Origin of the sequence: Nocardioides sp. SR21, assembly GCF_022761125.1 — a bacterium.
GTDB lineage: Bacteria > Actinomycetota > Actinomycetes > Propionibacteriales > Nocardioidaceae > Nocardioides.
In genome coordinates this window covers 113,496-135,850 of sequence record NZ_JAKWJR010000011.1, presented here as the reverse complement: position 1 = coordinate 135,850, position 22,355 = coordinate 113,496, and the positions used below count along the sequence as shown (strand labels likewise).

Here is a 22,355-nt window from a genome sequence, read left to right as displayed (position 1 = left end):
ATGCACGACCACGCCTACGAAGGACAGTGCCGGTCGGCGGAGAGGCGCCACCGCCCCGAGGTCGACCGGCGTACGACGCTGATCCTGCTCGCGCTCGCCCTGGGCACGTTCGCGATCGGCTCGGGGGAGTTCGGGAGCAACGGGATCATCCAGCTGTTCGCCGACGACCTCGACGTCTCGGTGCCGATGGCGACCAACGCCGTGACGGCCTACGCCCTCGGTGTCGTCGTCGGGTCACCGATCCTCACGATCGCGGCGGCCCGTCTCAACCGGCGCACCCTGCTGCTGGGGCTGGTGGCACTGTTCATCGTCGGCAACCTGCTCTCCGCGGCCGCGACGGACCTCGGCATGCTCGCGGCCGCCCGGTTCGTCACCGGCACGGTGCAAGGCGCCTACTTCGGCGCGGGCGCGGTGGTCGCGGGCTACGCCTACGGCCCGGGCCGGGGCGGCAAGGCGTTCGCGACCGTCATGGCGGGGCTCACGGTCGCGACGATCATCGGCTCCCCGCTCGGCACGTTCATCGGCCAGCGGGCCGGGTGGCAGGCGCTGTACGTCACGGTCGCCGGCCTCGGCCTGGGCACCGGCCTCGCCATCTGGTTCTGGGTGCCGCGGACCACCGCGCTCGACGGCGGTTCGGTCCGGCAGGAGCTCGGCGCCCTGCGGCGCCCGATGGTGTGGGTCATGGTCGCCGTCGCCGGGCTCGGGATCTCGAGCATCTTCGCGGTGTACACGTTCATCGGGCCTTACATCACCGATGCCGCCGGTGCCGACCAGGCACTGATCCCGGTCGCGCTCGCGGTCTTCGGGGTGGGCATGGCTGTCGGCAACTGGATCGGCGGCCGGCTCGCGGACCAGTACGACTACCGCGGGCTGGTGCTCGGGTACGCGTCGGTGATGGTGTTCCTGGTCGTCATCGGCCTCGGCGGGGAGCGGCTGGTGCTGCTGTTCCCCGCGCTCTTCGGCGTCGGCGCCACGATGATGATGGCGATCCCGACCATCCAGGTGCTGCTCACCCGGTTCGCGCCCGAGGCGCCCACGCTGATGGGCGCACTGAACCTCGCGGCCCTCAACGTCGCGAACGCCCTCGGCGCGATCGGCGGCGCTGCCGTGATCTCCGCCGGCGGCGGGACGCTGTCGACGGCGTGGGCAGGCCTGGGGCTCACCGGGGCCGGCCTCGTCCTGTTCGTGGCGACGGTCCCGCGCCGCGCCGTCGACCGGGTGCTGGTGGTGGCATGAGCGTCGTCGGGCTGCCGGGGGAGCCGACCCTCACCGCTGAGCAGTTCGACCGGCTCGCGACGTACGGCGTGGCCGAGCAGGTCGCGGAGGGCGACGTCCTCTACGCGACCGGAGACACGGGCTACGACCTGTTCCTGCTGCGGACCGCCGAGGTCGACGTCATCCGGGACGGCACCGCGTCCGACCCCGAGCACCTCGTCTACCAGCGCGGCCCGGGTGGCTTCCTCGGCGAGCTCAACCTGCTCACCGGCCAGGCCGTCTACCTGACGACGAGGGTCCGGGTCGGCGGCGAGATCGTCCGCATCCGTGCCGCCCGGTTCCGGCGGGTGCTCAGCGAGCAGGTCGACCTCGCGGACGTGCTGGTCGAGGCGCTCCGCGTACGCCGGCAGCTGCTGCAGACGGTGGCGTCGAGCGCGCTGGAGATCGTCGGCCCGGCCGAGTCCACCGAGGCCAGGGCCCTGCGCACGTTCGCGGCTCGCCACGAGCTGCCGCACTCCTTCCTCGACGCCGACTCGGTGCTGGGCCAGGCGCTGATGGCGGCCCACGGGCTCACGGCCCAGGACCTGTGCGCCGCGGTGGTCTCCGACCGGGTGCTGCGACGGGCGACCACGGGGGACCTGGCGGCGGCGATCGGCCTCAGCTTCCGGCCGTCCGAGAACGACGTCGACCTGGTGGTGATCGGCGCCGGGCCCGCCGGGCTGGCGTCCGCGGTCTACGCCGCCTCCGAGGGGTTGGTGACCGTCGTGCTCGACACGATCGCGGCCGGCGGGCAGGCGGCGACCAGCTCGCGGATCGAGAACTACCTCGGGTTCCCGCGCGGTGTGAGCGGTTCGGAGCTGGCCCGGCTGGCGCTGGTGCAGGCGATGAGGTTCGGGGCGCAGATCTACACGCCCTGCACGGTCGTCGACGTCGACGACTCCGGCAGCGGGCTCACCATCCGGCTGGCTGACGGGTCGACGCTCCGGGCTCAGGCGGTGATCGTGGCGACCGGAGCGCGGTACCGCCGCCTCGGCGTACCGCGCCTCGCGGAGCTCGAACGCCGCGGCGACGTCCGGTACTCCGCCACGGAGCTCGACGTCCGGGGTTGCGAGTCGCAGCCGGTGACGGTCGTCGGTGGTGCCAACTCCGCGGGCCAGGCGGCCCTCTTCCTCGCGTCACGGGGGTCGCGGGTCGACCTGCTCGTGCGGGGCGGCGACCTGTCGTCGATGTCGGACTACCTGGTCCAGCGTCTGGAGCGGCACCCGATGGTGCGGGTCTGGTGCGGGGCCGAGGTCTGCGACCTGATCGGTACGCCGGCCCTGACGGGCGTCCTGGTCCGCACCCGCGACGGCGGCTCCGAGCTGTTGGAGAGCGTGGCGTTGTTCTGCTTCATCGGGGCGGAGCCGGACACCGATTGGCTCGCCGTCGACCGCGACGAGGACGGGTTCATCCGTACCGAGTGCAACCGGCTGCCGTTCCAGACGAGCTCACCGCGGATCTTCGCCGCGGGTGACGTCCGCGCGGGGTCGATGAAGCGCGTCGCCTCGGCGGTGGGAGAAGGCGCCAGCGCAGTCGCGTCGGTGCACCGGATGCTCGCGGAGGTGAGGTGACCATGCTGTCCTGGCGCTCGAACAACTCGTTCCTGTCGGTCTGCTCGGACGGGTCGATCCTGTCCGTCGGCAGCATCGGCTCGGTCCTCTCGGTCGGCTCGATCGGCGCGGTGCTGTCGATCGGGTCGATCGGGTCCTGGATGTCGGTGATGTCGATGCTCGGCTCGCAGAGCAACTGCTCGATCCTGAGCCGGCAGAGCAACTGCTCGATCCTCAGCACGCGGAGCAGCTGCGCGATCCTCGACCGTCCCTACCGGGCCCACCCCTTGGAGCGCTCGACGGCATCGCGCCAGCGGGCGTGAGCGGCGTCGGCCTTCTCGCGGTCGCCGGTCGGCTCGAACTTCCGGTCGAGGGTCCAGGTGTCGCGCAGGTCGTCGGTCGAGGACCAGAAGCCGGTGCCGAGACCGGCGAGGAACGCCGCACCGAGGCCGGTGGTCTCGACGGCGCGCGGTCGCTCGACGGGTACGCCGACCTGGTCGGCCTGGATCTGGCAGAGCAGGTCGTTGGCGGCGGCGCCGCCGTCGACGCGCAGCGACGAGAGGTCGGGCATCACCTCGAGCACGTCACGCACCTCGAACGCGATCGCCTCGAGCGTGGCGCGGACGAGGTGGCCGCGGGTGGTGCCGCGGGTGAGCCCGATGATCAGGCCGCGGGCGTGCGGGTCCCAGTGCGGGGCTCCGAGGCCGGTGAGCGCCGGGACGAACACGACGCCCTCGGTGTCGTCGATCGTCCGCGCGATCGCCTCGGTCTCCGCGGCGGAGCCGACGATCTGCAGACCGTCGCGCAGCCACTGCACGGCGGCGCCGGTGACGAAGATCGAGCCCTCGCTGGCGTAGGTGATCTCGCCGGACGGAGCGCGCCAGGCCGCGGTCGCGAGCAGCTCGTCGGAGCGCAGGATCGACGTACCGGTGTTGGTGAGGATGAACGACCCGGTGCCGTAGGTGCACTTCGAGTCACCCTCGTCGAAGCAGGTCTGGCCGAACAGCGCCGACTGCTGGTCGCCGGCGATGCCGGCGATCGGGATCGACAGGTTGAGGAACGAGCGCGCGTCGGTGCGCGCGATCTCGCCCCAGCTCGGCACGAGCTCCGGCAGCGCGTCGCGCGGCACCCCGAACAGGTCGCACAGCTCGTCGGACCAGTCGCCGGCCTCGAGGTCGAACAGCAGGGTGCGGCTGGCGTTCGAGACGTCGGTGGCGTGCCAGGTGCCGCGGGTCATCCGGGCGATGAGGTACGAGTCGACGGTCCCGATCGCGTAGCGGCCGGACTCGACCAGCGCCCAGGTGTGCGGCTCGTTCTCCTTGAGCCACAGCAGCTTCGTGCCGGAGAAGTACGGGTCGAGCCGCAGCCCGGTCAGCTCGCGCACCCGGTCCTCGTGGCCCTGGTCGCGCAGCCGCACGCAGAGGTCGGCGGTACGCCGGTCCTGCCACACGATCGCGCGACGGGGAGATCCCAGCGTCTCGCGGTCCCAGAGCAGGACGGTCTCGCGCTGGTTGGTGATGCCGACCGCGGTGAGCTGCTTGCCGTCGTACGACCCGAGGACCTGGCGGGTGGCCTCGAGGGTGGCCTGCCAGATCTCCTCGGGCGCGTGCTCGACCCAGCCCGGCTGCGGGAAGTGCTGGGCGAACTCCTGGTAGCCCTTCGCGGCGATGGTGCCGTCGTGCTCGACGACGAGCGCGGTGACCCCGGTCGTGCCGGCGTCGATCGCGAGGACGCTCACGACCCCGACCCGCGGATGATGTCGAGGATCTTCTGGTCGATCCAGGAGCCGTCGGGCGCGACCCGCATCTCGTAGTTCTCGGTGCCGACCCAGGCGGCGAAGTCGCGGGCGCCGGCGGCCTGCGCGAGACGCTCGAGCTCGGCCTCGAGCTCGGGGGTCACCGGCACCTTCTCGTCCTCGGTCGAGGCGGTGAGGTACAGGTCGTTGAGGTCCAGCAGCCGGGCGAGCTCGCCGATGGGCTCGGCGTGGTCGTCGACGCGCAGGTCGACGGCGATGTCGTCGAGACCGCCGTACCCGGCGTCCTCCTCGACCACCAGCAGCGCCGCCGACTGCCGGCCGCGGGAGTCACCACCGGCGGCGTCACCGGCGGCGAGCGCGTCGAGCAGCCGTCGCGCCAGCGGGGCGTCGGCGGGGGAGGCCAGCCAGGCGGCCTCCATCGCCTCGACGACCTCCTCGCCGGTGAGGATGTTGCCCTGGATCGCGTAGCCCTCGCCCGTCCTGCTGCCCGCCCAGTCGAGGCAGGCCGGGCCGGTGTGGCTGGCGGCACCGCCGTCGACGTCGACGATGCCGACCTGACGGTGGTCGCGCCCCTCGTCCTCCTCGAGCAGCCGCTGCAGGGCGACCGACGCGGTCGCGCCGTCGTCGAGGTGCGCGAGCGCCTGGCCCTTGTAGGCGACGTTCGCGTCGGCCTGGGTGGCGATGGCGCCGACACCGGCGACGGCGGCGGGAACGGCGGAGCCGACCGCGAGGAACTTGGAGGCGACGGCGACGCCCCAGGACTCGCCGTCGGCGGAGCGGGCCACGATCGAGAAGGTCATGCTCCGGACCCTACCGATAACGATTTGGCTTCCAGAGGGCTTGAAGTCGGAGGATGTCCCGGTGTTCGACCGCATCACCGAGAAGCTCGGGTTCCCCTCGCTCGACCAGCACCGACGTTTCGTCGGCGCGATCGCGATCGACGCCATCGGCAGCGGCGTGTTCCTGCCCGTCTCGATGCTCTACTTCCTGGCGACCACCGACCTGACGCTGGTGCAGGTCGGCGCGGCGATCTCGATCGCGTCGGCGATCGCCATCCCGGCCGGGCCGATGCTCGGCGGCCTGGTCGACCGGCTCGGTGCGAAGCAGATCCTGCTCGCGGGCAACCTGATGCAGTTCGCCGGCTTCCTCGCCTACCTCGTCACCGACTCCTTCGCGGGGCTGGTCCTGTGGACCGTCGTCGTCTCGGTCGGCCGGACCGCCTTCTGGGGGTCGTACGGCAACATCGTCGCCGCCATCTCCCAGCCGGGGGAGCGGGAGAAGTGGTTCGGCTTCCTGGGCGCGATGCGCAACGTCGGGTTCGCGGTCGGCGGCCTGGTGTCCGGTCTCGCGATCACGATCGGCACGCCCGCGGCGTACTACTCGGTGGTGGGGGCGAACGCCGCGTCGTACGCCGTCGCGTTCCTCCTGCTGCTCGCGGTGCCCGCGACCCGGCCGACCGAGCACCGCTCGCAGGCCGGCGCATGGGGGATCGTGCTGCGGGACCGGCCGTACTGGCTGCTCTGGCTGGGCCAGTTCGCGTACTCGAGCGCGATGATGGTGCTCAACATCGCGATCCCCGTCTACGCCGTGACCGTGCTGGACCTGCCCGGCTGGGTCGTGGGGGCGGCGTTCACGCTCAACACGGTGATGTGCGGTCTCGGGCAGGGCCTGGTCGTCCGCGGCCTGACCGGATACCGGCGCTGGCGGGTGCTGGTCCTCGCCAACGTGGTCTTCGTCGCCTCGTTCGTCGTGCTGCTCGGCGCGAGCGCGTTCTCCGTCGGGCTGGCCGCCGTCCTGGTGCTCGTCGGCACGGTCGTCTACACGGTCGGCGAGATGCTCGGCGGGCCGGTGCTCAGCGCGCTCGGGGCGGAGGCGGCGCCGGACCACCTGCGTGGCCGCTACCTCTCGCTGATGCAGCTGGCGTGGACCATCACGGGCGCGATCGCGCCGGTGGCCTTCGCCTGGATGCTCGCCCACGACTCGTGGTCGATCTGGGTGGCGCTCGGGGTGATCAACCTGGCCGGTGTGCTCCTCGCCGTCCGGCTCGGCCGGGTGATGCCGCTCGCGGCCCAGAGAGTGACGAACAAGGCAGCCGAGGACCTCGCGGTCTGAGGGCTCGTACTTTAGTCTTTTAGAGACCTTAGAGATCCCGAGCGAGAGCCGAAGAGATCACCATGACCGTGCGTCGCGTCGCCCTGCTCACCGCCGGAGGGCTCGCCCCCTGCCTGTCCTCGGCCGTGGGCGCCCTCATCGAGCGTTACACCGCGCTCGCGCCGGAGGTCGAGATCATCGCCTACCGCAACGGGTACGCCGGCCTCCTCGGCGGCGAGCACATCACGGTCACGCCGGAGATGCGCGAGCGCGCGCACCTGCTGCACGGCTTCGGTGGCAGCCCGATCGGCAACAGCCGCGTGAAGCTCACCAACGTCAAGGACTGCGTGAAGCGCGGGCTCGTGCAGGCCGGGCAGGACCCGCTGCACGTCGCCGCGGAGCAGCTGACCCGTGACGGTGTCGACGTGCTGCACACGATCGGCGGCGACGACACGAACACCACCGCGGCCGACCTCGCGGCGTACCTCCACCAGAACGGCTACGAGCTCACCGTCGTCGGCCTGCCGAAGACGATCGACAACGACGTCGTGCCGATCAAGCAGTCGCTGGGTGCCTGGACGGCCGCCGAGCAGGGCGCGGTCTTCGCGCAGAACATCATCGCCGAGCACTCCTCGAACCCGCGGATGCTCATCGTCCACGAGGTCATGGGCCGCCACTGCGGCTGGCTGACGGCCGCGACCGCGGTGAAGTACCGCGAGTGGCTCGACACCCAGGAGTTCTCGGGCTTCGGCGACAACACCCGCGAGGCCTGGGAGCTGCACGGCGTCTACGTGCCGGAGCTCGACTTCGACATCGCGGCCGAGGCCGAGCGCCTCAAGAAGGTCATGGACGAGACCGGCTGCGTCAACGTGTTCCTGTCGGAGGGCGCCGGCGTCTCGACGATCGTCGAGGAGATGCTGGCCCGCGGCGAGGAGCCGAAGCGCGACGCGTTCGGCCACGTCAAGATCGACACCATCAACCCCGGCTCGTGGTTCGCCGAGCAGTTCGCGGGCATGGTCGGCGCCGAGAAGACCATGGTGCAGAAGAGCGGCTACTTCGCTCGCTCCGCGGCCGCCAACGACGACGACCTGGCGCTGATCCGCTCCTGCTCCGACCTCGCGGTCGACGCCGCCCTGCGTGGCGAGAGCGGCGTGGTCGGCCAGGACGAGGAGGCCGGCGACGTGCTGCGCGTCGTGGAGTTCCCGCGGATCAAGGGCGGCAAGGCGTTCGACCCGACGGTCTCGTGGTTCACCGACGTGCTCGAGGAGATCGGGCAGCCGCTCGGGACCCTGGTGCCCTCGACCCACTGACCCTAGAGTCGACGCATGCGCGTCGGAGTACTCACCGGGGGCGGCGACTGCCCCGGCCTCAACGCAGTCATCAGGGCCGTCGTACGCAAGGGCGTCACGCAGCACGGCTTCGAGTTCATCGGCTTCCGAGACGGGTGGAAGGGCCCGCTCGAGGGCATCACGATGGAGCTCGGCATCGACCAGTGCCGCGGGATCCTGCCACGCGGCGGCACCATCCTCGGCTCGTCGCGCACCAATCCGTTCAAGATCGAGAACGGCGTGGAGCGGATCAAGGACAACCTCGCCAAGGAGGGTGTCGACGCGCTGGTCGCGATCGGCGGTGAGGACACCCTCGGGGTCGCGACCAAGCTCGCCGACCTCGGCGTCCACGTGGTCGGCGTACCCAAGACGATCGACAACGACCTGTCGGGCACCGACTTCACGTTCGGCTTCGACACCGCGGTGAACATCGCGACCGAGGCGATCGACCGGCTGCACACCACCGCCGAGTCGCACCACCGCGTGCTCGTCGTCGAGGTGATGGGCCGGCACGCCGGCTGGATCGCGCTGCACGCGGGCATCGCCGGCGGCGCCAGCATGGTGCTGATCCCCGAGCAGCCGTTCGACATCGAAGAGGTCTGCGTGCAGGTGCAGAAGCGCTTCGAGTCGCGCTACGCGCCGATCCTGGTGGTCTCCGAGGGCGCGGTCCCGAAGGAGGGCGGCGACATGACGCTCGTCTCCGGCGAGCTCGACGCGTTCGGCCACGTGCGACTCGGCGGCATCGGCGACCGGATCGCCAAGGAGATCGAGCAGCGCACCGGCGCCGAGGCGCGCGCGGTCGTGCTCGGCCACATCCAGCGCGGCGGAACCCCCACGGCGTTCGACCGCTGGCTGGCCACCCGCTTCGGTCTCCAGGCGATCGACGCGGTCGCCGACGGCGACTTCGGGACGATGATGGCGCTGCGCGGGACCTCGATCGCCCGGGTCCCGTTGTCCGAGGGGACGGCCGAGCTCAAGCTGGTCAGCCCGTCGGAGTACGCCGAGGCGCAGGTCTTCTTCGGCTGAGGCGTGACTGCCCGGCTCCTGGGCATGCTGCGGGCATGGTGGACCCAGGGGAGTGGTTGTTGACGCGCGCCGAGAGGGCGAACCCGGACACCCGGCTCGACGACCGCCACGGCGGGGACCAGGCCTGGTCGGAGGGCAACCTCGTGCGCCCGCTGATCCACGGCGCGACGTACTTCCGTGCGCTGTACGACGTGATCGAGGCGACCGGGCCGGGCGACCTGATCCTCTTCACCGACTGGCAGGGCGACGCCGACGAGCGACTCACCGACGAGCCGGGCAGCGAGGTGCTCGAGGTGCTGTGCAGCGCGGACGAGCGCGGCGCCGAGGTGCACGGGCTGGTGTGGCGCTCGCACCTCGACCAGACCGGCTTCTTCGCCACCGAGAACCGGCACCTCGGTGAGCAGATGCAGGAGCGCGGCGCCGAGGTGCTGCTCGACATGCGGGTGCGCGCCGGGGGATCGCACCACCAGAAGTTCGTGGTGATCCGGCACCCGGCCGACCCGACGCGCGACGTCGCGTTCGTCGGCGGCATCGACCTCGCGCACAGCCGCCGCGACGACGCCGACCACCACGGCGACCCGCAGCCGCAGCCGCTGACCGAGGAGTACGGCGAGCGCCCGCCGTGGCACGACGTGCAGGTCGAGATCCGCGGGCCGGCCGTGTACGACGTCGAAACCGTGTTCCGCGAGCGCTGGGAGGACCCCGCGCCGCTCTCGCGGGCGCCCTGGCGCCGCGCCGCCGACCTGATCCGGCGCCTGGACACCTCGCCGGACCCGCTGCCCGACCAGCTGCCCCCGCCGCCCGAGGCCGGCAACCACACCGTGCAGCTGCTCCGGACCTACCCCGACCTGACCCTCGGGCGGGACTACCCGTTCGCCAACGGCGGCGAGCGCAGCGTCGCCAACGGCTACACCAAGGCCGTCGACCGGGCCGAGCGCCTGGTGTACGTCGAGGACCAGTTCTTCTGGGGTCACGACGTCGCCCGCCTGTTCGCCGACCGGCTCCGCGACGAGCCCGGCCTGCGGCTGTTGGTGGTGCTGCCCCTGATGCCCGACCTCAACGGGCTCAACCGGACCGCGCAGCTGCTGGGGCGCCGGCGTGCGTTCGACCAGCTGATGGAGGTCGCGCCCGGTCGGGTGGCGGCGTACGGGATCGAGAACCACGCCGGCACCCCGGTCTATGTGCACGCCAAGGTGTGCATCATCGACGACACGTGGGCGAGCACCGGGTCGGACAACTTCAGCCGGCGGTCGTGGACGCACGACTCCGAGCTCACCGCGGTCGTGCTCGACGAGGACTACGCGCGCGACCTGCGGCTGGCGCTCGCCGCGGAGCACCTCGACCGCCTCGACGGCGGCTCGATGGACGACTGCGTCGAGCCCGCCGACATGTTCGCGACCTATGCGGCGTACGCCGAGCGGCTCGACGCGTGGCACGACGGCGGCTGCGTCGGGGAGCGGCCGCCGGGCCGGCTGCGGCGGCTCCCGATGCCGCACCTCGACCGGCGCCAGCGCCGGCTGGCCGCGCTGCCGTTGGACCTGATCCACGACCCCGACGGCCGGCCGTCGGAGCTGCGTGGGACGGACCGCTACTGAGGAAGCCGGGCCGGGGCGAGATACTGACGCGTGCTCCACGTGATCTTCTTCGAGCCCCGGATCCCGGGCAACACCGGCAGCGCGATCCGCATGTCGGCCGTGACGGGGACCCGGCTCCACCTCGTCGAGCCCCTCGGGTTCGACCTGTCGGAGGCGAAGCTGAAGCGCGCCGGCCTCGACTACCACGACCTCGCGTCGGTGGCGGTCCACCCCGACCTCGACACCGCCCTTGCCAGCGACGAGCTCGCGGGCTCGCGGGTGTTCGCCTTCACCGCGCACGCGACCCGGTGGTTCACCGACGTCGAGTACCAGCCGGGCGACGCGCTGCTGTTCGGTCCTGAGCCGACCGGGCTGCCGGCCGAGGTGCTCGGCCACCCTCGCGTCACGGACCGGCTGCGGATCCCGATGGTGCCCGGCCGGCGGTCGCTGAACCTGGCGAACTCCGCCGCGGTGGCGACGTACGAGGCCTGGCGCCAGCTGGGGTTCCGCGGCGCTCAGTAGGCTGGCCGCATGTCGGACGCAGACGACCACCCGATCGCCTACACGGCGCTCCAGCCGGGCACGGCGGTGCACACCCAGGACGGGCAGCCGTTCGCCACGGTCCGGTCCGTCCTCGTGGACGAGAAGGTCGCGGTGTTCGACGGGATCGTCGTCGAGACGGCGGACGGCGCCAGGTTCGTCGACGCCGACCAGATCGGCTCGATCTGGACCAGCCACGTCCGCACGACCCTCTCCGCCGAGCAGGCGGCCGCGCTGCCGGCTCCCGAGACGTCGAACCTGATCGACATCAAGCCGAAGCGGTCCCTGTTCCGCCGCAGGCGCTAGCCACCAGCTCCGCCATCGCGGCCGGGTCGAGGCCGAGTGCCGCCGGACCGACGACGACCTCGCACTGGATGCGGCCGGGCTGACGCGTCGCCGTCCACACCGGCAGCCCGATCCCGTGCTCCTCGACGGCAGCGAGCACGCGCTCGTTGACGGCATCGGCGTCGCCGTCGGCGTACAGCAGGAACTGGTTGGTCTGCGGCACCGCCGGCTGCGCGGCGAGCCCGGCCGGCAGCGCCGCCGCGAGCTCGCGCGCCCAGCTGACGGTCTCGGGGATCAGCGGCAGCCGGTCGCGCAGCCCGGCGAGCGCCGAGACCACCTCGGCGGTCGCGCGGTACGTCGTACCGCCGAGCCGGCGCCGCCACAGGCGGGCCTCCGTGACGAAGTCCTCGGGGCCGAGCAGTGCGGCGCCGGTCAGGCCGCCGAGGCCCTTGTAGAACGAGACGTACAACGAGTCGGCCAGTGCCGCGATCTCGTCGAGGGGCCGGTCGAACCAGGGCTGCCCCTCCCAGATGCGGGCGCCGTCGAGGTGCAGCGCGACGCCGCGGGCGCGGCAGGCGGCGGACAGCTCCACCAGCTCGTCCCAGGTCGGCAGCAGGCAGCCCGCGTCGCGCAGCGGCAGCTCCGCGAGGACCGCGCCGAGCCGCCCGGGGACCGGCTCGAGGTGCGCGGCCGTCGGCGCCTCGAAGCCCGTCGTCAGGTGGACGATCTCGAGGTCCTGCAGGATCCGCGGTCCGTCGTCCTCGTGCACCAGTAGATGGCTGAGATCGGGCATCGCGACCCGCCTGCTGCCGTCCCGGTCGCAGTGGATGCGCAGCGCGGCCTGCTGCGCCATCACCCCGCTGGGGAAGTACGCCGCCGCCTCCACCCCGAAGCGCTCGACCAGGTCGTCCTCCAGCCGCGTCACCGCGCCGCCCTCGCCGTACGTGTCCCACTCGTCGATGCCGAGCTCCTCGCACACGCGGGCGAGGTCGCTGAAGGTCTGCGTGGGGGAGGCGTGCTGGTGGCCGGAGACCGCGGTCGCGCACGCGCGCCCGGCCGCACGGACCCGAGTGGCGAGGTCGTCGGAGGTCACGCTCGGCACCCTACGGTGGACGCATGCAGATCACCTGGGCCCAGGCGCTCGCCTGGCGGCTGGACCGGCACCTGCTCGACCCGGTCGGGTCGGAGTCGGTGGCCGGGGTCGTCGATCGGCTCGGCGCAGTGCTCGCGATGGACCCCGATCTCGCCGAGCTGGCGGTGCGTACCCGACGTGCGTCCTCGCAGCCGGGTGAGCTCGCCGCGGCTCTCGCGGACGGCTCGGTGATCAAGGCGTTCGCGTTCCGGGGGTCCATGCACTACCTGTCACCCGAGACCGGCGGGATCTATCTCGCGCTGCGCGCGGCCGGCCGCCAGTGGGAGCTGCCGAGCTGGGTGGAGCACTACCGCCTGACGGCGTCGGACTGGGTGGACTTCCGGGCGGCGGTGCGGGAGGCGCTGTCGGACGGACCGTCGACGCTCGCCGAGCTCGGCGCGGCGCTCGCCGCCCAGCGCGCGTACCGCCACCTCGGCCCGGTGTTCGACGACGACCCGTGGACGCTGGTCAAGGCGCTCATGTGGCAGGGGGACATGAGCTACGCGCCGTCGCGCGACAAGCAGCCCACCTTCCAGCGGCTCGACGGGAACCCGCGCTGGCAGGGCATCCCGGACCTCGACGACGCCGGCCCGCGCGCGATCGCGGCGTACCTCCGCACCTACGGGCCGGCGACGTTCGAGCACATCGAGTACTGGCTCGGGAGCGGTCTCAGCGCCGGCCGGAAGCGCCTCGTCGGCTGGTGGGCCGGGCTTGCCGACCGGCTGGCCGCGGTGGACGTCGAGGGCACCACCGCCTACGTGCTCGCCGAGGACGCCGACTCGCTGGAGGCGGCCTCGCCCTCGGACGCGGTGCGGTTCCTGCCCGGCCACGACCAGTGGGTCATGGGGCCGAGCACCAAGGAGGAGCACGTCACGCCTGCCTCGAGGCGCGACGTGGTCACCCGCAAGGCCAACCTGGTCCTGTCCGGCGGCGTGGTCTGCGGAACGTGGTCGCGCAAGGGCGACGACCTCACCGTCACCTGGCTCGCCGACGGACCGCGACCCGACGGACTGCTCGCCGACGAGACGACCCGGCTCGGCGCCCTCCTCGAGCGCGAGCTGCGGCTCGTGCCGTAGGCACCCGGCGACACCCGGCAAACGGGTCTGGTTACCGGGCCGGTTCGCTGGGAAGGTAGCGACTATGACGACCTCCGCTGCTGAAGCCACCGACGTCAACGGACCCGAACCCGATCTCAAGCGGGTGATGGGGCCGAAGCTGCTCCTGCTGTTCATCGTCGGTGACATCCTCGGCGCCGGCGTGTACGCCGTGACCGGGCAGATGGCCGGCATCGTGGGCGGCATCGTCTGGCTGCCGTTCCTGGTGGCGTTCGCGGTCGCCGCCCTCACCGCGCTGTCGTACCTGGAGCTGGTCACGAAGTACCCGCAGGCGGCCGGTGCCGCGCTGTACACGCACAAGGCGTTCGGCATCCACTTCGTCACCTTCCTGGTCGCCTTCGCCGTGATCTGCTCCGGCATCACCAGCGCCTCGACGTCGTCGAACGTGCTGGCGACGAACCTGCTCGCCGGCATGGAGGTCAACGGCTGGATCGACGAGGTGCCGGGCCTGGGCGTCACGACGGCCGTGGCGATGGGCTTCATGATCCTGCTGGCGCTGATCAACCTGCGCGGGGTGGGGGAGAGCGTCAAGTTCAACGTGCTGCTGACGCTGGTCGAGATCACCGCGCTCACGATCGTCATCGGGGTCGGGTTCTACGCGCTGACGGCCGGCGACGGCGACCTCAGCCGGATCACCGTGTTCCAGTCTCCCGAGGAGAAGGGCATGTTCCTCGCGGTCACGGCGGCGACGTCCGTCGCGTTCTTCGCGATGGTCGGCTTCGAGGACTCGGTGAACATGGTCGAGGAGACCAAGGACCCCGAGCGGATCTTCCCGCGCACGATGCTGACCGGACTCGGCATCGCGGTCATCATCTACATGCTGGTCGCGATCTCGGTCGTGTCGGTGCTGACCTCCGACCAGCTCACCGAGCTCAACGAGGAGGGATCGCCGGCGCTGCTCGCCGTGGTGAGCGTGGGTGCCCCCGACTTCCCGATGGACCGGATCTTCCCGTTCCTCACCTGCTTCGCGGTGGCGAACACCGCGCTGATCAACATGCTGATGGCCAGTCGGCTCCTGTACGGCCTCGCCAACCAGGACGTGCTGCCGCGGACCCTCGGCAAGGTGTCGCCGAACCGCCGGTCGCCGTACGTCGGCGTCATCTTCTCGACGGTGCTGGCCCTCGGCCTGATCGCGTACGTCGCCAACCGGTCCGACAGCGACATCGTGCTCAACCTCGCGAGCACGACCGCGCTCCTGCTGCTCGTCGTGTTCACGATCGTCAACGTCGCCTGCCTGGTGCTGCGGCGCGACGGTCGGCCCAGCAAGTTCCGGTCGCCCGGCATCACGCCGGTGATCGCAGCCGTGCTCACGGCGTACCTCGCCGGTCCGTGGGTGGACCGCGACCGCATCGTCTACGAGATCGCCGCCGGGCTGCTCGCGATCGGCGTGGTGCTGTGGCTGATCACCTGGCTGACGAACCGCGGCGTCCGGGCGAAGAAGACCGGGTTCCGCGACATCGAGCACATGGAGGACGGCGTCGACTGAGCGTCTCGCGCCTGATCGCCGAATCGGGCCGGGTGGTGCGCCCGCCGTACCCTTGAGGGGTGAGCACCACCATCCCTGACCTGGCAGCACTGCACGCCCTCGGAGCCGCGCAGCAGCCGACGTACCCCGACCCGGAGGCCGTGGCCGCCAACGTCGCGCGGCTGCGCCGGATGCCGCCGCTGGTCTTTGCGGGTGAGTGCGACGACCTCAAGGCCAAGATGGCCGCCGTCTCGCGCGGCGAGTCGTTCCTGCTCCAGGGCGGCGACTGCGCGGAGACGTTCGAGGAGGTCACCGCCGACAACGTGCGCAACAAGCTGCGCGTGCTGCTGCAGATGGCCGTCGTGCTGACCTACGCCAGCTCGGTGCCGGTCGTGAAGCTCGGCCGCCTCGCCGGCCAGTACGCCAAGCCGCGCTCCTCCGACATGGAGACCCGCGACGGCGTGACGCTGCCGGCGTACCGCGGCGACGCCGTGAACGGCTTCGAGTTCACCCCCGAGTCGCGGATCCCGGACCCGAAGCGGCTGCTGGACGTCTACAACGCGTCCGCGGCGACGCTCAACCTGGTGCGCGCCTTCGTCACTGGTGGGTACGCCGACCTGCGCCAGGTGCACACCTGGAACACCGACTTCGTGAAGACCTCCGTCGCCGGTCAGCGCTACGAGGCGCTGGCTGCGGAGATCGACAAGGCGCTCGGCTTCATGGGCGCCATCGGCGTCGACGCCGAGGAGCTCAAGCGGGTCGACTTCCACTCGAGCCACGAGGCGCTGCTGCTCGAGTACGAGCACGCGATGACCCGCATCGACTCGCGCACCGACAAGGCGTACAACGTCTCCGGCCACTTCGTGTGGATCGGCGAGCGCACCCGTCAGCTCGACGGCGCGCACGTGGAGTACTTCCGCAACATCGCGAACCCGATCGGCTGCAAGCTCGGTCCGACGGCCACCGCCGACGACGCGATCGCGCTGGCCGAGCGGCTCAACCCGGAGAACGAGGAGGGGCGACTCACCTTCATCACCCGCTTCGGTGCCGGCAAGATCCGTGACGGGCTGCCGAACCTGGTCGAGAAGGTCACCGCCGCCGGCGTGAAGGTCGCGTGGGTCTGCGACCCGATGCACGGCAACACGTTCGAGTCGAGCACCGGCTACAAGACGCGGCGCTTCGACGACGTCATCGACGAGGTCCAGGGCTTCTTCGACGTACACCGCTCGCTCGGCACCTGGCCCGGCGGCGTGCTGGTCGAGATGACCGGCGACGACGTCACCGAGTGCATCGGCGGCGGCGAGGAGATCGACGAGGAAGGTCTCGCGCACCGCTACGAGTCCGTCGTCGACCCGCGCCTCAACCGCGTCCAGTCGCTCGAGCTGGCGTTCCTCGTCGCGGAGATGCTGCGCCAGGCCTGACAGCTGGGCCTAGAGTCACCCGCGTGATGGAGGTCGCGCGGACGCCTGACGAGTGCTTCGACGGGCTGCCGGGCTACCCGTTCGCGCCCCACTACGCCGACGTCGTGGCGGACGGGCTCGACCCGCTCCGCATGCACCACCTCGACGAGGGGCCGCCGGACGGGCCGGTCGCGCTGCTGCTGCACGGCCAGCCGACGTGGTCCTACCTCTACCGGAAGGTCGTGCCGGTCCTCGTGGACCGGGGGATCCGGGTGGTCGCGCCCGACAACATCGGCTTCGGCCGCTCCGACAAGCCCGTGCGCGCCACGGGTTACACGTTCGCCCGGCACGTCGAGTGGATGCGCAGCCTGGTCACCAGCCTGGACCTGCGCGACATCACGCTGGTCGCGCAGGACTGGGGCGGGCCGATCGGGTTCAGCGTGCTCGCGGCCGAGCCGGAGCGCTTCACCGGCGTGGTCGCGGCCAACACGATCCTGCACACGGCCGACCCCGCGCTGGCCGGCCGCCTCGAGTGGGCGGTCCACGGGGAGGGTGACTCGCGGGTCGTCCTCGAGCAGGGGCTGGTCGACTACCTGCTCTACACGCAGCGGGCGCCGGAGCTCCGGGCCAGCGACTTCGTCGGCGCGGCAACCGCCACCCCGCTGGGTCCCGAGGTGCTGGCGGCGTACGACGCGCCGTTCCCGGAGGAGCGGCTCACCGCCGGTCTGCGCCAGATGACCGCGCTGCTCCCGTTGACCCGCAACGACGTCGGCGCCCGGATCGGCCGCCGGACGATGCGGGCGCTCGAGCAGTTCGAGCGGCCGTTCCTGACCTGCTACTCCGACGGCGACCCGGCGACCCGGGGCTGGGACGCGATCTTCCAGGAGCGGGTGCCGGGCGCGCGGGGCCAGGACCACGTCACGATCGCCGGCGCCGGGCACTTCCTGCAGGAGGACGCCGGCGAGCGTCTCGCCGAGGTCGTCGCCGGTCTCATGGACCGCTGAGCAGGTCCCGCAGGCGCTCGGCCAGCACGGGCAGCGCGTCCTCGATGGGTCGTCCGACCAGGCCGTCGTCGATGTCCATCGACTCGAGGGTCGCGCGATCCAGGCGGCCGTCGCCGTCGACATAGATTCCGAGATCGGTGCATCCGTCGGGATGCAGGTCGTCGAAGGCGTCCGTCAGCGAGGGGTGGCGCTGGCGGAAGTCCGCACTCGCGGCGCACCAGATCACCGAGCTCCCTCCAGCGCTGCCGCTGCCCTGCGGCCCGTCGAACACCGTGCCCGCGAGGACCGGATCGAGGGCGGTGATGATGAGTTGGGCCGTGCCGGGCATGCTCCCGATTGTGCCTGACAGGATGGCGGCGTGATCGACCTGCGCAGTGACACCCTGACCCGTCCGACCGAGGCGATGCGCGCCGCGATGGCGAACGCCGAGGTCGGCGACGACGTGTACGGCGAGGACCCGACGGTCGCGCGGCTCGAGGAGCGGGTCGCGGCGATGTTCGGCCACGAGGCGGCGCTGTTCGTGCCGACCGGCTCGATGGGCAACGTGCTCGCCGTGCGCTCCCTGGTCGCGCCCGGCCAGGAGGTGCTCTGCGAGTCGCGGGCGCACATCGCGCGCGCGGAGCTCGGCGCGCACGGCGCGTACAGCGGGATCACCATGCGCACCTGGATCGACCCGCGTGGCCAGGTCGACCTGCCCACGATCCGGAGCCTGTTCGCGCCGGACATGGGGCCGTTCTTCGTCCCGACCGCGGCGATCTCGGTCGAGAACACCCACAACTTCGCGGGCGGTGCGGTGCTGCCGATCGGCGACCTGCGCGACCTGCGCGAGTTCGCGACCGGTGTCGGCGCCCGCATCCACCTCGACGGTGCCCGGATCTGGAACGCGCACGTCGCGACCGGCACGCCGTTCGAGGAGTACGGCGCGATCGCCGACGTCCTGTCCGTGTGCCTGTCCAAGGGCCTCGGCGCTCCGGTCGGCTCGGTGCTGGTGGGCAGCAGTGCCGCCGTCGCCGAGGCGCGCGTGTGGCGCAAGCGGATGGGCGGCGGCATGCGCCAGGTCGGCATCCTCGCGGCCGCCGGGCTGCACGCGCTCGACCACCACGTCGAGCGGCTGGCCGACGACCACGCGCACGCGCGGCTGCTGGCCGAGGCCTGCGGCGTCGACCCGGCGAGCGTCGACACCAACATTGTGGTCGTGGACCGCTCGGACGCCGCCGACTTCGTGGCCGCGGCCCGAGCCGAGGGCGTCGCGGTCGCGACCGTCGGCCCGACCGCGGTCCGCATGGTCACCCACCTCGACGTGTCGCGCGACGACGCCGACAAGGCCGCCGCGGTCCTCGCCCGGCTCTAGCAATCGACCTCGGGCTCGTCGCCGGCGAGCACGTCGAGGACCATCGCGATCACCGCGGGGTCGCCGGGGGTGTCGGCATGGGCGATGTCCAGCCCCGGGCACACCGACTGGATGGTGAAGTCCTGCGCGCCGTCGAGGTGCGCCGAGTCCGGCGGCAGGACGGCGTCGTCGACCTCCGACCAGATCGTCACCCACTCGGTGCCGGCCGGCGTCTCGTCCCCGGCGTTGAGCTCGGCGATCACGTCGCTGTCCGGGCCGAGCTGCTGGCAGGCCGGTGGGCAGTCGTCGATGCCGAGGACGAGCTCCGTGCCGTGGTGGGGCGTCGCGAGGGTGACGACGCGGCGGGCGTCGCCACCGTCGGCCACCCAGAGCCTGGCCACCAGGCCGCCCGCGGAGAAGCCGACCACGTCGACGGTGTCGCCATCGGCCGCCTCCTCGACGAGCTCGACCTGGTCGCGCAGGTCGTCGGTGCCGGCCGGGGCCAGCGGCACGAGCACCGCCGTCCGGCCGTCGGCCTCGAGGGCGTCGGCGAGGTCCATCAGGTCGGCGGTGCTGCCGCCGTACCCGGGCAGCAGCAGGACCGGCGGCTGCTCGGGCTCGTCCTCGCCGCACCCCGCCAACGCCAGCAGGCCGGCGGCGAGAGCGAGGGCGACGCTTCGCATCAGCGCCCGACGAACGAGAGCTCGCTGACCGCGGTGTAGTTACGGCCGGCCGGTCCGTTCCCGGGCGGTGAGACGTCGAGCAGCCGGATCGTGATCGTCGTGGTCGTGACGTCGACGTCGACGCTCTGCATCGCCGGGTCGTCGTCGAAGTTCTGCACGAGGGTGCTGCCGTCGTCGAAGACCCACTCGGCGCTGAGGATCCGGCGGTTGCCGTGGTACCAGTCGAGCTCGCGGCCCTGCGGGTCCTGCGCGGTCTTCGCGTAGCCGTTGATCATGCCGACGCTGCGCAGCCGGGTCTCGGCGGGCAGGGTCACGACGATCTCCTCGCCGGTGCCGTCGCCGGGCATCCGCCAGCAGGTCTCGGCCGCGCCGTCGAGCAGGTTCGCGCCCTCGAAGCTGACCGGGTTGCCCGAGACGTCCTGGCCGGGCGGGTCGGTCGCCGGCACCTCGACCTCGGAGCGCGACGCCAGCTCGCCGGGCTCGGAGACGGGATCCGTGGTCGGCGAGGACTCCGCTGTCGGCTCCTCGCTCGGCCCCGCGGACTCCGAGGTGGCGGGCGCGCCGGTCGCGTCGCCGTCCCCGTCGCCACGGGTCAGCAGCCAGAAGCCCAGCCCCGCCACGAGCGTGAGCGCCACCGCGACGGCGAGCCAGGTGACCCAAGCGCCGGTACGACGGTCCGGGGTGGTCGGCTCGGGCTCGTCGGCGTACAGCGGGAACCGCGCCGGTGGTGGCGACGACACGGTCGGCCGCTCGGCGGTGTCGGTGGTGCCCCAGTCGATCGGGTGGCCGCAGTTCGTGCAGAACCGGCCGACACCGAGCTCGTGTCCGCAGTTCGTGCAGTCCTTCATGGCCCTCCCTCACGACGTCTCGTCGGGAGCCAAGACTAGGGCGTCCGCTGCCATCGTCCGCCGCTGCGCTGCGGACGAGGGCAACGAACCCCCTTGATCGCTCACGCCGTGGGGGACATGACCGTCGCGATCGATCGTGGACACGCTAGGACGACGAGGCGCCCGCGCGGACGGAAATGGGAGGTACTAGGACCAATGGGCACGGGGGTCCACCAGGGGCCCGTCAGACAGCGATGTGGGGGACCTCGCCCTCGATCTTGCGACGCGGTCCGACCTCGACCAGCAGCATGGCGGCGAGCACCATCGCGCCGCCGGTGGCCATGCGCAGCGTGAACGACTCACCGCCGAACAGCACCGCGAAGAACGCCGCGAACACCGGCTCCATGCTCATCACGATCGCGGTGCGGGTGGCGGAGAGGTGCGCCTGCGCCCAGGTCTGCCCGAGCAGTGCGAGCGCGGCCGGGAAGACCGCCATGTACACGACCGCCAGCCAGTCCTGGCGGTCGGCGGGCAGCACGATGCCGCCGGGCGCGCTGGCGACCAGGCAGATCACCGCGACCATCACCACCTGGAGGATCGCGAGCCCGAGGGCGTCGCGCGCGTTCGACCAGGCGCCGAGCCCCACGATGTGCAGCGCGTAGAGCATCGCGGCCACGAACGTCAGCGCCTCGCCGTACCCGATCGAGAACCCGTCGAGGGTGAGCACGGCGAGCCCCGCGAACGCCAGGAGCACGGCGAGCCAGGTCATCCGCGTGATCCTGTTGTGCAGCAGCACCGCGGCGAACAGGGGAGTCGCGACGACGTACATCCCGGTGATGAAGCCCGAGACGCTGGCCGGGGTGTGCGCGAGTCCCGCGGTCTGCAGGATCTGCGCGACGCCGTACAGGCCACCGAGGACGACCGCCTGGCGGCGCGCCCGGGCGGAGAGCCGCAGCACGGCCTTCGGCGCGACGACCAGCAGCAGCACGCCGGCGATCGAGAAGCGCACCGCGAGGAAGTCCACGGCCGGGATCCGGTCGACCAGGTCGTGGATCAGGAAGAACGTCGAGCCCCAGCAGGCGGTGATGCCGATGAGGACGAGCGTCGCGACCAGGGACGTACGGCGCTCACCCATCGCGCAGCCTCTTCAACAGCGGGATGTCGCGGGTGTCGGCGTCGCGCGAGTCGGGCGTCTCGAGGATGAACGGCACGCCCTCGGTCGCCGGGTGCGCGAACAGCTCCGCGAACGCCGCCTCGCCGATGTGTCCCTCGCCGATGCGCTGGTGCCGGTCCTTGAACGCGCCGCGCACGTCCATCGAGTCGTTGGCGTGGATCAGCCGCAGCCGGCCGGGGCCGCCGATCTCGACGATCCGGTCGACGGTGGCGGTCGCGCCGCCGGGCTCGTCGAGGGGCGCGCCGGCGGCGAACACGTGGCAGGTGTCCAGGCAGATCCCGGCCTTGGGGTGGTTGTCGAGGGCGTCGAGGTACGGCGCCAGGTCCTCGACGCCGGCGCACAGGGACCGACCCTGCCCAGCGGTCGGCTCCAGCAGCAGCCAGGGCGCGGCGTCGTCCTCGATCGCGTCCAGGAGGGGGAGGAGTGCCTCGCGGACCTGCTTCATCGCCGCCGTGTCGTCGCCCGGTCCCTTTCCGGGCACGACGTACGACCCGGTGTGCACCACCACGCCCTCGGCGCCGATCTGCGCGGCCCGCTTGAGGTTGTGCGCGACGGACGCGACGGAGTTCTCGTAGGTCTTCTCGGTCGGGGAGCCGAGGTTCACGAGGTACGGCGCGTGGATGAAGGTCCGCGTTCCACGCTCGGCCATCAGGTCGCGGAACCGCGCGTCCTCGGCGGGCCTGCCCTCGGTCAGCGCCCAGCCGCGCGGGTTGCCGACGAAGATCTGGAACGTCTCGCAGCCGACGAGGTCGGCGTTCGCGACGGCGCCGTCAACGAGGCCCTTGCCGACCAGGACGTGGGTTCCGATCGGGTTGCGCACC

General features: G+C 71.9%; 22 protein-coding genes. 14 read left to right on the top strand and 8 right to left on the bottom strand.

Annotation, left to right across the window (positions count from 1 at the left end):
• The 3 genes from MJ604_RS19800 to MJ604_RS19790 are packed head-to-tail and all read left to right on the top strand — an operon-like array spanning position 1 to position 3,127.
• Positions 1 to 1,236, top strand: a complete 1,236-nt coding sequence (locus MJ604_RS19800; protein ID WP_243060318.1) for an MFS transporter — start codon at positions 1 to 3, stop codon at positions 1,234 to 1,236.
• The gene (locus tag MJ604_RS19795) at positions 1,233 to 2,825 is read left to right on the top strand and encodes a cyclic nucleotide-binding domain-containing thioredoxin-disulfide reductase (protein WP_243060317.1); all 1,593 of its coding nucleotides are present in this window, start codon (positions 1,233 to 1,235) and stop codon (positions 2,823 to 2,825) included. The genes MJ604_RS19800 and MJ604_RS19795 overlap by 4 nt, the downstream gene beginning before the upstream one ends.
• A gap of 2 nt (positions 2,826 to 2,827) precedes the next feature.
• Positions 2,828 to 3,127: a hypothetical protein gene (locus MJ604_RS19790; RefSeq protein WP_243060316.1), complete on the top strand. Its 300-nt coding sequence runs from the start codon at positions 2,828 to 2,830 to the stop codon at positions 3,125 to 3,127.
• On the opposite strand, the gene glpK is transcribed toward MJ604_RS19790, so the two are convergent.
• Positions 3,076 to 4,542 carry a glycerol kinase GlpK gene (gene glpK / locus MJ604_RS19785; RefSeq protein WP_243060315.1) on the bottom strand — a complete coding sequence of 489 codons (1,467 nt, stop codon included), beginning with the start codon at positions 4,540 to 4,542 and terminating at the stop codon, positions 3,076 to 3,078. The genes MJ604_RS19790 and glpK overlap by 52 nt on opposite strands.
• Complete coding sequence (locus tag MJ604_RS19780) at positions 4,539 to 5,360, bottom strand: DUF1028 domain-containing protein (RefSeq protein WP_243060314.1); 822 nt, start codon at positions 5,358 to 5,360, stop codon at positions 4,539 to 4,541. The genes glpK and MJ604_RS19780 overlap by 4 nt, the downstream gene beginning before the upstream one ends.
• Positions 5,361 to 5,421: 61 nt before the next feature.
• Here MJ604_RS19780 and MJ604_RS19775 point away from each other — a divergent pair, with 61 nt between their 5' ends.
• The 6 genes from MJ604_RS19775 (at position 5,422) to MJ604_RS19750 (ending at position 11,425) form a co-directional block, all read left to right on the top strand.
• The gene (locus MJ604_RS19775) at positions 5,422 to 6,672 is read left to right on the top strand and encodes an MFS transporter (protein WP_243060313.1); all 1,251 of its coding nucleotides are present in this window, start codon (positions 5,422 to 5,424) and stop codon (positions 6,670 to 6,672) included.
• A gap of 62 nt (positions 6,673 to 6,734) precedes the next feature.
• Complete coding sequence (locus MJ604_RS19770; RefSeq protein ID WP_243060312.1) at positions 6,735 to 7,961, top strand: pyrophosphate--fructose-6-phosphate 1-phosphotransferase; 1,227 nt, start codon at positions 6,735 to 6,737, stop codon at positions 7,959 to 7,961.
• A gap of 15 nt (positions 7,962 to 7,976) precedes the next feature.
• Complete coding sequence (locus MJ604_RS19765) at positions 7,977 to 9,005, top strand: 6-phosphofructokinase (protein ID WP_243060311.1); 1,029 nt, start codon at positions 7,977 to 7,979, stop codon at positions 9,003 to 9,005.
• Between the two features lie 35 nt (positions 9,006 to 9,040).
• The gene (locus MJ604_RS19760; RefSeq protein ID WP_243060310.1) at positions 9,041 to 10,600 is read left to right on the top strand and encodes a phosphatidylserine/phosphatidylglycerophosphate/cardiolipin synthase family protein; all 1,560 of its coding nucleotides are present in this window, start codon (positions 9,041 to 9,043) and stop codon (positions 10,598 to 10,600) included.
• 30 nt (positions 10,601 to 10,630) lie between these two features.
• Positions 10,631 to 11,101: a tRNA (cytidine(34)-2'-O)-methyltransferase gene (locus tag MJ604_RS19755; protein WP_243060309.1), complete on the top strand. Its 471-nt coding sequence runs from the start codon at positions 10,631 to 10,633 to the stop codon at positions 11,099 to 11,101.
• A gap of 9 nt (positions 11,102 to 11,110) precedes the next feature.
• The gene (locus tag MJ604_RS19750; RefSeq protein ID WP_243060308.1) at positions 11,111 to 11,425 is read left to right on the top strand and encodes a hypothetical protein; all 315 of its coding nucleotides are present in this window, start codon (positions 11,111 to 11,113) and stop codon (positions 11,423 to 11,425) included.
• Here MJ604_RS19750 and MJ604_RS19745 read toward each other — a convergent pair.
• Positions 11,388 to 12,497 carry a low specificity L-threonine aldolase gene (locus tag MJ604_RS19745; RefSeq protein ID WP_243060307.1) on the bottom strand — a complete coding sequence of 370 codons (1,110 nt, stop codon included), beginning with the start codon at positions 12,495 to 12,497 and terminating at the stop codon, positions 11,388 to 11,390. The genes MJ604_RS19750 and MJ604_RS19745 overlap by 38 nt on opposite strands.
• Positions 12,498 to 12,520: 23 nt before the next feature.
• On the opposite strand from MJ604_RS19745, the gene MJ604_RS19740 reads away from it, so the two are divergent.
• The 4 genes from MJ604_RS19740 to MJ604_RS19725 all read left to right on the top strand — a co-directional run bounded on the left by MJ604_RS19740 (position 12,521) and on the right by MJ604_RS19725 (position 17,520).
• Positions 12,521 to 13,612 carry a DNA glycosylase AlkZ-like family protein gene (locus MJ604_RS19740; protein WP_243060306.1) on the top strand — a complete coding sequence of 364 codons (1,092 nt, stop codon included), beginning with the start codon at positions 12,521 to 12,523 and terminating at the stop codon, positions 13,610 to 13,612.
• A 64-nt stretch (positions 13,613 to 13,676) separates the two neighbouring features.
• Positions 13,677 to 15,137 carry an APC family permease gene (locus MJ604_RS19735; RefSeq protein ID WP_243060305.1) on the top strand — a complete coding sequence of 487 codons (1,461 nt, stop codon included), beginning with the start codon at positions 13,677 to 13,679 and terminating at the stop codon, positions 15,135 to 15,137.
• Between the two features lie 59 nt (positions 15,138 to 15,196).
• Positions 15,197 to 16,537, top strand: a complete 1,341-nt coding sequence (locus MJ604_RS19730) for a class II 3-deoxy-7-phosphoheptulonate synthase (RefSeq protein WP_243060304.1) — start codon at positions 15,197 to 15,199, stop codon at positions 16,535 to 16,537.
• 26 nt (positions 16,538 to 16,563) lie between these two features.
• Positions 16,564 to 17,520, top strand: coding sequence for a haloalkane dehalogenase (locus MJ604_RS19725; RefSeq protein ID WP_243060401.1), 957 nt, complete (start codon positions 16,564 to 16,566; stop codon positions 17,518 to 17,520).
• Here the strand turns inward: MJ604_RS19725 and MJ604_RS19720 are convergent.
• On the bottom strand, positions 17,507 to 17,848 hold the full coding sequence (locus MJ604_RS19720; RefSeq protein WP_243060303.1) for a hypothetical protein: 342 nt from the start codon (positions 17,846 to 17,848) through the stop codon (positions 17,507 to 17,509). The genes MJ604_RS19725 and MJ604_RS19720 overlap by 14 nt on opposite strands.
• A 30-nt stretch (positions 17,849 to 17,878) precedes the next feature.
• Between MJ604_RS19720 and MJ604_RS19715 the strand changes: the two genes are divergently transcribed.
• The gene (locus MJ604_RS19715) at positions 17,879 to 18,871 is read left to right on the top strand and encodes a low specificity L-threonine aldolase (protein ID WP_243060302.1); all 993 of its coding nucleotides are present in this window, start codon (positions 17,879 to 17,881) and stop codon (positions 18,869 to 18,871) included.
• On the opposite strand, the gene MJ604_RS19710 is transcribed toward MJ604_RS19715, so the two are convergent.
• The 4 genes from MJ604_RS19710 to MJ604_RS19695 form a co-directional block, all read right to left on the bottom strand.
• Positions 18,868 to 19,533, bottom strand: coding sequence for a triacylglycerol lipase (locus tag MJ604_RS19710; protein WP_243060301.1), 666 nt, complete (start codon positions 19,531 to 19,533; stop codon positions 18,868 to 18,870). The two genes, MJ604_RS19715 and MJ604_RS19710, sit on opposite strands and share 4 nt — an antisense overlap.
• Complete coding sequence (locus tag MJ604_RS19705) at positions 19,533 to 20,381, bottom strand: zinc ribbon domain-containing protein (protein ID WP_243060300.1); 849 nt, start codon at positions 20,379 to 20,381, stop codon at positions 19,533 to 19,535. The genes MJ604_RS19710 and MJ604_RS19705 overlap by 1 nt, the downstream gene beginning before the upstream one ends.
• A 223-nt stretch (positions 20,382 to 20,604) precedes the next feature.
• On the bottom strand, positions 20,605 to 21,495 hold the full coding sequence (locus MJ604_RS19700; RefSeq protein ID WP_243060299.1) for a DMT family transporter: 891 nt from the start codon (positions 21,493 to 21,495) through the stop codon (positions 20,605 to 20,607).
• On the bottom strand, positions 21,488 to 22,354 hold the full coding sequence (locus MJ604_RS19695; RefSeq protein WP_243060298.1) for a deoxyribonuclease IV: 867 nt from the start codon (positions 22,352 to 22,354) through the stop codon (positions 21,488 to 21,490). The genes MJ604_RS19700 and MJ604_RS19695 overlap by 8 nt, the downstream gene beginning before the upstream one ends.
• Position 22,355 lies beyond the last annotated feature (1 nt).